This window comes from Burkholderia sp. MSMB1498, assembly GCF_001526245.1.
GTDB classification, from domain to species: Bacteria; Pseudomonadota; Gammaproteobacteria; order Burkholderiales; family Burkholderiaceae; genus Burkholderia; species Burkholderia savannae.
In genome coordinates this window covers 1-10418 of sequence record NZ_LOYJ01000027.1, presented here as the reverse complement: position 1 = coordinate 10418, position 10418 = coordinate 1, and the positions used below count along the sequence as shown (strand labels likewise).

Below are 10418 nucleotides of genomic sequence, written 5' to 3'. Positions count from 1 at the left end.
AACCCTTGTCATGCCTGAAAGCCACCACGGCGGCCCCAATAAAGGCGACCTGATTACCCTTAAGTGCACTTTCCGTTCCATTGATCCCCAAAGGCCTTCTCCGAGTGAAGTCGGCTGCCGGCATGATGCGCGAAAGGGCGACCAATATGGCTTGGAACAAATTTACGCAAATTTTTGGAACAAATTCATGCAAACCAACGGGTGCGCGTGGTTCGCTGGACCTTACGTCGATAATTTGACATAAGGTAAATTATCGACATAAATAGCTATAGTAATTAAGTTGTAATGTCCGCTTCCGGCCAAGTTCAGATATCCGCTTTTCGCCCCGTCGTAAGCTGATCGGCCGCTGGGAATCCAGCGCTGGAGGCTTCGATGGCAGCGACGGAACGGATCATCATGACGATGCGAGAATTGGATCGATCCAAGAAGGCCATTCAGGACGTGGCGGACGGCAAGCTCAAGCCGTGGCGCGTGGCTGAGCGGCTCGGGCTGACGACGCGGCAGATTCGCCGGCTGGTCGGTCGACAGCGCGGGTGCGCAGTTTCTTTCGAGGTCACGACGCCGTCGACGGACGGCATCGCACTGCCGCGCGAATGTCTTGCGCGGGAGCATCGGGCGTGCGAAGACGAGCAATCGTCGCGCGGCCGCAGGCCACGGGTTTCACGGCGAATACAAGCAACGGCTTTGGGACGATGCCGGACCGCGGCGCTCGGCGCTGCCTGCCGCGTGCGGCCGCCGCCGTCTACGCGTTCTCCCCAGGCCACCATGGCTCAGGCTCCGGCCGGATCAGATAGTCGTCGAGGTTCTTGCCGGTCAGCCATTTCGGGCAGGCGCCGCGGCCCGTCCAGGATTTGCCCGACGACGGATCATAGTATTTCGCCGGCAATTTCTTCGGCTTGTCTTTCACGAAGCCCGCCGCCCGCAGCAGCTCCACCTCCGTGATGTCGTATTGCTTCACCTGTTCCCGAATGGCGGCGAGCACGTCGGCCTTCTCTTTCTTCTTCGCTTCCTCGAGGAGCAAATTGAGGTGGCCGAGCTGCTTTTGCAGCGTCTGAATTTTGCTGGTCGTCACGTGATGTGTGTCTTCAATCGATGCGCTGCCCACCGTTCGGCGGGCACGCGGATGTCGGTCGCTATTGTGGAGCCTGCTCGGGCTTGGCCTGTTGCGGCCGGGGCTTCGCCGGGCGACGCCCCTTCAGCATGCGCGCGCGCTTCGCATCGGCGGCCGATACCTGCCCTGCTTCGCCGCCCGCCAGATCGACGCGCACGGCACCTTCGACGAGGCACGTCCAGTAGCGGTTCCCGCGACACCAAGTCTTCATCGCGTCGCGCAACTCGGCCTCGCTCGACCGGAGCGCCTGCGCCTGGCCGATCAGGTCTTCGAGAATGCCGACCTTCAACGGCACCTTCGGCGCAGGATTGCGCGGAAACGCCAGCGGAAAGCGCTTCTGGAGTTTCGCGATCGTCAGCACCACCGGGTCCGTCGCGCTCGGCGAAGCCGCCGGTTTGGTGTCCCGCTTCTGCGCTTTCTTCTCCGACCGCTCCCGCGCGGCGTCTCTCGCAAGTTGATCGCGCAACGATGCAAGTTGCTCAAAGCCCATAACTTCCAGCCCACTGAAAAATAAGCCGAGATTGTAGCAGCCGACGGCCGGGTGTTTTTGCAATTCCGTCGCCGGGCGTTCATGCCGGCGACGGCGGCGGTTTCCGGCGAAAAGCGCCGGGGCGTCAGGCCGATGGAGAGGCGATCTCGCCGCCGACGTTGGGGCCGCATGCAGCGCGCGTCTCGCGTGGCCGCCGAGGCCGGGGATTGCACGCCGGGAGCATGGCGGAACAAGCCGTGACGGCGGGCGCCCCGTAGCGCTAGCGGCCGTCGTGCGTGCGGCGTGGAGCCGCGTCGAACGGCGCCGAGCGGTGCCGAGCGGTGCCTATTGGCAGCAGGCCCGCGCGCATCAGGATGGCATGGCGACGAGCCGGCGCGGCACACATCCGGCGCGCCAGCCGGTGTCGGGTTGTCCGCGATGCCGGCTGGCGGATCGATCCGCGAGCGCATCGATCATGCAATGCCTCGATGCCGCGTGGCCGCCGGGCGATGCGATCGCGATGAAACCGTTATCATCGCTTCCGTTGCGCCGATCCCGGCGTGCTCCCTTTGCCGCCCTTTTCTTCGCGAGAACGACATGACAAACACTCCCGAACGCGTGGACGGCGCCGCGCGGCATCTGGTTGCGGCCCGCCGCGCCGGCGTTGCCGGAGCGCTTCTGCCGGATGCGTGCCGTCCCGACGACATCGAGACGGCGCTCGCGATCCAGCAACGCGTCGCGGAATTGCTCGGCGAGCCGATCGGCGGATGGAAATGCGCGCTGCCGCCGCCGGGCCGGGTCGTCGTCGCGCCGATCTTCGCGTCGACGATCCATGCGTCGGCCGAGCCGTTGCGGGCCGTCGCCGATGCGCGGACGGTCCGGATCGAACCGGAAATCGCGTTCGTGCTCGATCGCGATCTGCCGCCGCGCGACCGGCCTTACGACGAGCACGAGGTGCGCGCCGCGATCCGCGAGGTCCGGCTCGCGCTCGAGGTGCTCGGCTGCCGGTACGCGGAGCCGTCGCGCGCGACCGTGCCGGAGCTGCTCGCGGATGGGCAATTCAATCAGGGCTTGTGCGTCGGCCCGGTCGTGCGCGACGGCCTCCACGCGCCGCTCGATGCCATCGCGCTCGAGTTTCAGGGCGGCGTCGACCGGGCGGCCGATGGCCGCCATCCGGACGGGCATCCGTTCAAGCCTTTGCTGTGGCTCGTGAATTTTCTGGCGGCGCGCGGCGAAACGCTCCACGCGGGACAGATCGTGACCACCGGATCGTATGCGGGGGTGATCGAGGTGCCGCTCGGCAAGGCGTTGACTGTGCGGTTCGGCGAGCTCGGCAGCGTCTCGGTGAAGCTGGCATAAGCGCAGCGCAAGCCCGACGCGCGCGCCCTCGGAGGACATCCGCCGGGCATGCTGCGCGCTTTCGACGAAGGCGGCCGCGCCGGAAACGGCTCGGCTGCGCGATCGCTCGCCCCGAATCGCCCCGAATTGCATGGGATCGCGCTGACTTACGCCGAAGCCGCGCCGAAGCCGCGCCGACACCCGCCCGCGCCTTGCGCCGCATGCGTTCCCGTGCGCGATCGGCGCGAAAAATTCGCAAAAAGCGACCGTTTGCATGCGTGCCTTGGCCGGCTCGACATCAGATCAAGGCAAAATACGGGTTTTGCGCCCGTCGGGCTCAGATACGAGATGCCGGAACAGGATGCGCGACGCCCGCTCGCGGCTCGTCCCGCCCTGCGTCCGGCAGGATAGCTCGCCGTTCAGGCGGGCCCAATGGAGCTTTCTCCTCATGACCGAACCGAACATTTCATTCGCCGGCCGGCTTTCGCTCGCCTTCGGCCTGTTCTTCTCCGTGCTCGGCGACCGCGAGCTCGCGAGCCGCGCACGCCGCCTGCGCGACGGCGAAGCCCCCGCGGCGCCGGCTGCGGCGCCCGTCGCGCCGCCCCAACCCGCTGCGGCGCCCGCGCGCGAGATCGTCAAGGAAGCGACCCCGGACGCGGCGCTCCAGCTGCTCGGGCTGCTCCAGCGCGATGCGCGCCTCATCGACTTCGTCGAAGAGGACATCGCCGGCTATTCCGACGCGGACATCGGCGCCGCCGCGCGCCTCGTGCACGACGGCTGCCGCGCCACGCTGCGCGAGCACTTCGCGATTCGCCCGGTGCGCGACGAGGCCGAAGGCGCGCGCGTGACGATCGGCGAAGGCTTCGACGCGACCGCGATCCGCCTGACGGGCAACGTCGTCGGCAAGCCGCCGTTCAGCGGCAGCATCAGCCATCGCGGCTGGCGCGTCGACGCCGTCCGGCTGCCGAAGCTGAACCCGGGCCACGACGCGTCGGTCATCGCTCCCGCCGAGGTGGAGCTATGAGCGAGCCGCGTTATTCGATCGGCATCGATCTCGGCACCACGCACTGCGCGCTGTCGTACGTGGATCTCGCGTCGAGCGACGGCGAGAAAACCCGTCTCGACGTGCTGCCCATCGCGCAGTTGACCGCGCCGGGCGCGATCGAGTCGCCGAATCTGCTGCCGTCCTTTCTGTACCTGCCGCATCCGAGCGAGCTCGCGCCGGGCGACCTCGCGCTGCCGTGGGCGCCCGAGCGCGATTTCGCGGTCGGCGAGCTCGCGCGCAGCCGCGGCGCGGGCACGCCGATTCGCCTCGTATCAAGCGCGAAGAGCTGGCTGTGCCATCCGGGCGTCGATCGCCGCGCGGGCATCCTGCCGAGCGACGCGCCGCCGGAAGTCGCGCGCGTGTCGCCGCTCGAAAGCTCGGTGCGCTATCTGACCCATCTGCGCGACGCGTGGAACCACGCGCATCCGGATGCGCCGTTCGATCAGCAGGACGTCACCGTCACGATTCCCGCATCGTTCGATCCGGCCGCGCGCGAGCTGACGGCCGAGGCCGCGCAGGCGGCCGGCTATGCGCGCATGACGCTGCTCGAGGAGCCGCAGGCGGCGCTCTACAGCTGGATCGAGAAAAGCGGCGGCGGATGGCGCAAGGAGGTGAAGGTCGGCGACATCATCCTCGTCGTCGACGTCGGCGGCGGCACGACCGACCTGTCGCTGATCGCGGTCGTCGAGCGCGACGGCAATCTCGAGCTGCATCGCGTCGCGGTCGGCGAACACATCCTGCTCGGCGGCGACAACATGGATCTCGCGCTCGCGCACGTGGTCGCGCGCAAGCTTGCCGCGCAAGGCACGCAGGCGGACCCGTGGCAGTTGCGCGCCCTCACCTACGCGTGCCGCGCCGCGAAGGAGACGCTGCTCGGCGATCCGTCGACGGACGCCGCGCCGCTCGTCGTGCCGAGCCGCGGCTCGAAGCTGATCGGCGGCTCGATCCGCACCGAGCTCACGCGCGCGGAGCTCACGCAGACGATCCTCGAAGGCTTCTTCCCGCAAGTCGACGCGTCGGCGCGGCCCGTGAGCCGCACGCGCGCGGGCTTGACGCAGCTCGGCCTGCCGTACGCGCAGGATGCCGGCGTCACGCGGCACCTCGCGGCGTTTCTCGGCCGGCAGGTGGCGGCGCTCGCGGAACTCGACGGCTTGCGGGACGTGCACGACGCGTCGGCGAGCTTCCTGCATCCGACCGCCGTGCTGTTCAACGGCGGCGTGTTCAAGTCGCCGCTGCTCGTCGAGCGTATTCTCGGCACGCTCAACGGCTGGCTCGCCACCGACGGCGCGGCGCCCGCCCGGCTGCTCGGCGGCGCCGATCTCGACCTCGCGGTGGCGCGCGGCGCCGCGTATTACGGCTACGTGAAGCGCGGCAAAGGCGTACGCATCCGCGGCGGCACGGCGCGCGCGTATTACATCGCGGTCGAATCGGCGATGCCCGCCGTGCCCGGCCTCGAGCCGCCGATCCAGGCGCTGTGCGTCGCGCCGTTCGGCATGGAGGAAGGCTCCGACGCCGCGTTGCCGCCGCAGGAATTCGGCCTCGTGGTCGGCGAACCGGTGCATTTCCGCTTTTTCGGTTCGTCGGTGCGCCGCCAGGATCAGGTCGGCACGCTGCTCGATTTCTGGTCGCCCGACGAACTCCAGGAGCTCGAGGCGATCGAGGCCACGCTGCCGCCCGAGGGGCGCACGCCCGGCGAAATCGTGCCCGTGAAGCTGCATGCGCGCGTGACGGAGGCCGGCACGCTCGAGCTCGAGGCCGTGCAAAGCGGCGCGAACGAGCGCTGGAAAGTCGAATTCGACGTGCGCGGCGGCGCGAATGCGTAACCGATGAAACAGTTCATCGTCGGCATCGATCTCGGGACGAGCAACACCGTCGTCGCGTACGTCGAGGCAGGCGGCGACGCGATTCGCGTGCTCGACGTCGACCAATTGGTCGCGCCGGGCGAGCTCGGCGCGCGGCCGCTGCTGCCGTCGGCGCGCTATCACCCGGTGCCGGGCGAATTCGCGCCCGGCGATCTGCGGCTGCCGTGGCGCGACGCCGAAGCGGCCGACGCCGACGGCGCGCCGCCCGCCGTGATCGGCACGCTCGCGCGCGCGCTCGGCGCGCAGGTGCCGGGCCGGCTCGTGACGAGCGCGAAGAGCTGGCTGTCGCACGCGTCGGTCGATCGTCTCGCGCCGATCCTGCCGTGGGGCGCGGCCGACGCCGACGACAAGGTGTCGCCGGTGGCGGCGAGCGCGAGCTATCTCGCGCACGTGCGCGCCGCGTGGAACCGCCGCTTTCCGGACGCGCCGCTGGAGGCGCAGGACGTCGTGCTCACCGTGCCCGCATCGTTCGACGACGGCGCGCGCGCGCTCACGCTCGAAGCGGCGCGGATCGCGAAGCTGCCCGCGCTGCGCCTGCTCGAGGAGCCGCAGGCCGCGTTCTACGACTGGCTGTTTCATCATCGCGACACGCTGCGCGACGAGCTTGCGCAAACGCGGCTCGTGCTGGTGTGCGACGTCGGCGGCGGGACGACGGATCTCACGCTCGTCAAGGTGCACGTCGAGGGCGGCGAGCCGCAACTGACGCGCATCGGCGTCGGCGATCACTTGATGCTCGGCGGCGACAACATGGATCTCGCGCTCGCGCGCGTTGCGGAGACGCGCATCGCGCAGGACGGCGCGCGCCTGTCGGCGGCGAGCCTGTCGCAGCTCGTCGAGCGGTGCCGCGCGGCGAAGGAGCGCCTGCTCGACGCGGATGCGCCCGACGCGGTCGGCGTGACGCTGCTCGGCTCGGGCGCGCGGCTCGTCGGCGGTGCGCGCAAGACCGAGTTGAGCCGCGACGAGGTCGAGCGGATCGTCGTCGACGGATTCTTCCCCGCTGGCCGCCCCGACGATTTGCCGCGGCGCTCGCGCGCGGCGCTCGTCGAATTCGGCCTGCCCTATGCCGCCGATCCGGCCGTCACGCGGCACGTCGCGGCGTTCCTGCACCGGCTCGCCGCGCAGTCGCGCGACGCGCTCGGCGCGCCGGCGAAGGCCGGCGCAACGGATGCGGCGGATGCAGCGGATGCGGGTTTGCCGATACCCGACACGCTGCTGCTCAACGGCGGCGTGTTCCGCTCGCAGGCGCTCGCCGATCGCCTCGCGGGCGTGCTCGGCGAGTGGCGCGGCCAGCCGCTGCACGTGCTGCACAACGATCATCCGGACGTCGCGGTGGCGCGCGGCGCGGTCGCGTACGGGCTCGCGCGCGCCGGGCGGGCGCCGAGGATCGGCGGCGGCTCGCCGCGCAGCTACTTTCTCGTCGTCGACGACGACGGCGACGACGGCGCGCGCGCGTCGCGGGGCGTCTGCGTGCTGCCGCGCGGCACGGCGGAGGGGCACGAGGTGCGCCTCGACGATCGCACGTTCGCGTTGCGGCTCGGCCATCCGGTGCGCTTCCATTTGGTCTCGACCGTTTCCGACCATGCGTGGCGCCCCGGCGAGCTCGCGGATCTCGGCGCGGGCGACTTCGTGCGGCTGCCGCCCGTCGCGACGGTCGTCCGGCAGCAGGACGCGGGCGGGTCGCGCGAGCGGCTCGTCAAGCTGACGACGTCGCTCACCGAGGTCGGCACGCTCGACATGCACTGCATCGCGACGGACGACCCGTCGCAACGCTGGCTTCTCGAATTCCAGTTGCGGCGCGAGCGCGCGCAAGGCGACGCGGCCGACGCGTCGCGCCATCCGTCGCTCGACAAGGCGATCGAGTTGATCGACCGCTCGTTCGGCGCGCGGCTCGCGAACGTCGATCCGAAGGAAGTCCGGCGTCTGCGCGCGCAGCTCGAGCAACTGCTGGGCGCGCGCGAGAACTGGGACATCGCCCTCCTGCGCGAGCTGTTCGGCGCGCTGTGGGAGCGCGCGGGCCGGCGGCGGCGCTCGGCGGACCACGAGCGCGTCTGGCTGAACCTCGCCGGCTATTGCGTGCGGCCGGGCTTCGGCTATCCGCTCGACGACTGGCGCGTCGCGCAGCTCTGGACGCTGTTCGACGACGGCATCCAGTACGTGAACGAGGGGCAGGTCTGGTCGGAATGGTGGACGCTCTGGCGGCGCGCGGCGGGCGGGCTCGACGACGATGCGCAGCGCCAGGCGCTCGACGCGATGGTCTGGCTGCAGGAGGCGGCGGGCGCGAAGCGGCCGAAGCTGCCGTTCGATCCCGCGAAGATCGGCGACATGGACATCGTGCGTCTGTCCGCGTCGCTCGAGCGCGTCGCCGTCGAGCGCAAGATCGAGCTCGGCGAGCGGCTGCTCGAACGGCTGCGGCGGCCGGCCGAGAATCACCAGTGCTGGTGGGCGATCGGGCGCATCGGCGCGCGGCGGCCGCTGTACGGCAGCGCGCACGGCGTGGTGCCGCCTGACGTGGCGAGCCGCTGGCTGGACGCGATCCTCGCCATCGACTGGAAGAAGGTCGAGCCGGCCGCGTTCGCGGCCGTGCAGATCGCGCGCATGACGGGCGACCGGACGAACGACCTTGCGCTCGACGTGCGCGAGCCGGTCGTGCGCCGGCTCGCGGCGATCAACGCGCCGGATGCGTGGCTGCGGATGGTGCGCGAGGTCGTGACGCTCGACAACGCGGACACCGGCCGCGCGTTCGGCGAATCGCTGCCGGCCGGGCTGAAGCTCGTCGCCGGCTGACCGATCGGGGCGGCCGGCGGCATGCGCTTTTCGACCGGAGCCGCGCGGCGGACCGCTCGAACCGCGTCACCAATGCAGATGCATCACGTCGGCGTCGCACGCCGACACGTGCGTGCCGAACCGTCGGCTTTCGCGCTCGAGCACCGCGTGCAGCCAGGTTCGCCCTTCGGCGGACGCGCGTTGCAGCCGCAGGTTCCGGATCTGCATCGGCACCGCCGACATCTCGACGAGCGCCCCGCTGTCCGCATCGAGCACCGGAAAATACATCAGCGTGAGGTCCGGGCGGAACTGCTGATGGCCGTGGATGCCTTCGTAGTCGTTCAGAAAATCGCCGCAGCCGTAAAGGATCAGCCGCCCGCGATAGATCTCGACGCCTTTGACGTGGTGCGACGAATGGCCGTAGACGACGTCGGCCGCGCCCGTGTCGACGAGCCGATGCGCGAACGCGTGCTCGTCGCCGCCGATCTCGAAGCCCCAGTTGCCGCCCCAATGCAGCGAGACGACGACGAGATCCCCGTCGCGCCGCCGCGCGGCGATTCGCTCGCCGATCTGCGTCGCCCGCTCGGGCGACAGATTCGCCAGATAGTTGAGGCCGCTGCGCCGCAGCGTCGCCGCCCACGACGGCGGCACGCCGCTCGTCTCGGCCGCGAACGCGTAGACGCAAACGCGCCGCCCGTTCGCGAGCGCGAGCGTGGCGGGCTCGGCCGCCTGCGCGTCGTCGCCGCCCGCGCCGGCGGTCCGGATGCCGGCCCGATGCAGCGTGTCGAGCGTGTCGGCGAGGCCGGCGCGCCCCCAGTCGAGCGAGTGGTTGTTCGCGAGCACGCAGCAATCGATGCGCGCGCTCGACACGCAGTCGACGTTGCGCGGATGCATCCGGTACAGCACGGGTTTGTCCGGCCAATGCTCGTCGCTCGTCGTGATCGCCGTTTCCAGATTCACGATCCGCGCGTGCGGCCGCATGCGATTGAGCTCCGGTAGCGCGTCGCCCCACGGATACGCATAGTCGACGCGCGCCGGCAGCTTGCCGTTCGCGAGTTCGGCGAGGCGCACGTAATCGCGCGCCGACCGGCAATAGCGCTCGTACAGTTGGGGATCGCTCGGATGCGGCAGCATCTGGTCGATTCCACGGCCCGTCATCACGTCGCCGCAGAGAAACAGGCGCACGTGGCCGTCAGGCGGCGTGTCGTCGGCTTCATTCATCGCATCAACGCGCGCGCCGGCCCGGCGTGCGCTCCTCCGAGGAAACAGCCCGTTGCGGATCGCCCGGCGACACCGGCCGCCGAGCATCGAGCGACGCCGCTCGTCGCGCATCGCTCGTGCGTGGATCGGCCCGCATCAGCCGATCGAATCGATGATTTCCTTGAACGCGCGCCATTCGGTCGCAGCCCATACCTCCGCGTGCGAGCGTCCGAGCGTGCGCAGGATCGCCGACACCTTGAACGCGGTCGCGATGTCCGGCGCGGAAAACACGTCGAGGTAATCGTACGGCCCGAGGATCGCGTAGCTGTGCCGCCATTCGATGCCCGGGCACGCCTGCTCGATCTCCTTGACCGCGCGCTTCTCGAGCGCCTCCATGCTCGACGGCGATTTGAGCCCTTCCGGGGACAAACGCGTCAACAATACGAAGTCCGGCATCATCGTCTCCTCGCGCGCATCGACATGCTTGAAGCATTGCGCATCGGAGCGGGCGTCCGTTGATCACGATCAAGGTCCGGGCGCGTCTGCCTGCTGCGCGCCGAACGTCGAACACCGAACACCGACCACCGACCACCGACCACCGACCACCGACCACCGACCACCGAACACCGA

9 protein-coding genes and 1 pseudogene are annotated in these 10418 nt (G+C 69.7%); 6 read left to right on the top strand and 4 right to left on the bottom strand.

The genetic code is table 11. From position 1 onward, the window contains the following. Positions 1-244: hypothetical protein (locus WS91_RS37185; protein WP_231751982.1), on the top strand; the 244-nt coding region annotated here is incomplete at its 5' end. A gap of 128 nt (positions 245-372) precedes the next feature. Next, positions 373-531: pseudogene (locus tag WS91_RS37180) on the top strand (ISNCY family transposase); the annotation flags it as partial. Between the two features lie 211 nt (positions 532-742). Here the strand turns inward: WS91_RS37180 and WS91_RS05830 are convergent. Together WS91_RS05830 and WS91_RS05825 are read right to left on the bottom strand one after the other, a co-directional pair. Next, complete coding sequence (locus WS91_RS05830; RefSeq protein WP_038744892.1) at positions 743-1072, bottom strand: H-NS histone family protein; 330 nt, start codon at positions 1070-1072, stop codon at positions 743-745. Positions 1073-1133: 61 nt separating this feature from the next. Then, on the bottom strand, positions 1134-1601 hold the full coding sequence (locus WS91_RS05825) for a ProQ/FinO family protein (protein ID WP_038744893.1): 468 nt from the start codon (positions 1599-1601) through the stop codon (positions 1134-1136). A 576-nt stretch (positions 1602-2177) separates the two neighbouring features. On the opposite strand from WS91_RS05825, the gene WS91_RS05820 reads away from it, so the two are divergent. The 4 genes from WS91_RS05820 to WS91_RS05805 all read left to right on the top strand — a co-directional run bounded on the left by WS91_RS05820 (position 2178) and on the right by WS91_RS05805 (position 8609). Continuing rightward, positions 2178-2939, top strand: coding sequence for a 2-keto-4-pentenoate hydratase (locus tag WS91_RS05820; RefSeq protein WP_059582815.1), 762 nt, complete (start codon positions 2178-2180; stop codon positions 2937-2939). Positions 2940-3366: 427 nt separating this feature from the next. After that, positions 3367-3942, top strand: coding sequence for a DUF2760 domain-containing protein (locus tag WS91_RS05815; RefSeq protein WP_059641298.1), 576 nt, complete (start codon positions 3367-3369; stop codon positions 3940-3942). After that, positions 3939-5786, top strand: a complete 1848-nt coding sequence (locus WS91_RS05810; protein WP_038744896.1) for an Hsp70 family protein — start codon at positions 3939-3941, stop codon at positions 5784-5786. The genes WS91_RS05815 and WS91_RS05810 overlap by 4 nt, the downstream gene beginning before the upstream one ends. Positions 5787-5789: 3 nt before the next feature. Continuing rightward, positions 5790-8609, top strand: a complete 2820-nt coding sequence (locus WS91_RS05805; protein ID WP_059582827.1) for an Hsp70 family protein — start codon at positions 5790-5792, stop codon at positions 8607-8609. Between the two features lie 66 nt (positions 8610-8675). Here WS91_RS05805 and WS91_RS05800 read toward each other — a convergent pair whose 3' ends face one another. Both WS91_RS05800 and WS91_RS05795 read right to left on the bottom strand, forming a co-directional pair. Further along, complete coding sequence (locus WS91_RS05800; RefSeq protein WP_231751983.1) at positions 8676-9896, bottom strand: CapA family protein; 1221 nt, start codon at positions 9894-9896, stop codon at positions 8676-8678. 48 nt (positions 9897-9944) lie between these two features. Next, positions 9945-10226, bottom strand: coding sequence for a GYD domain-containing protein (locus WS91_RS05795; RefSeq protein ID WP_231751981.1), 282 nt, complete (start codon positions 10224-10226; stop codon positions 9945-9947). Positions 10227-10418: the final 192 nt, after the last annotated feature.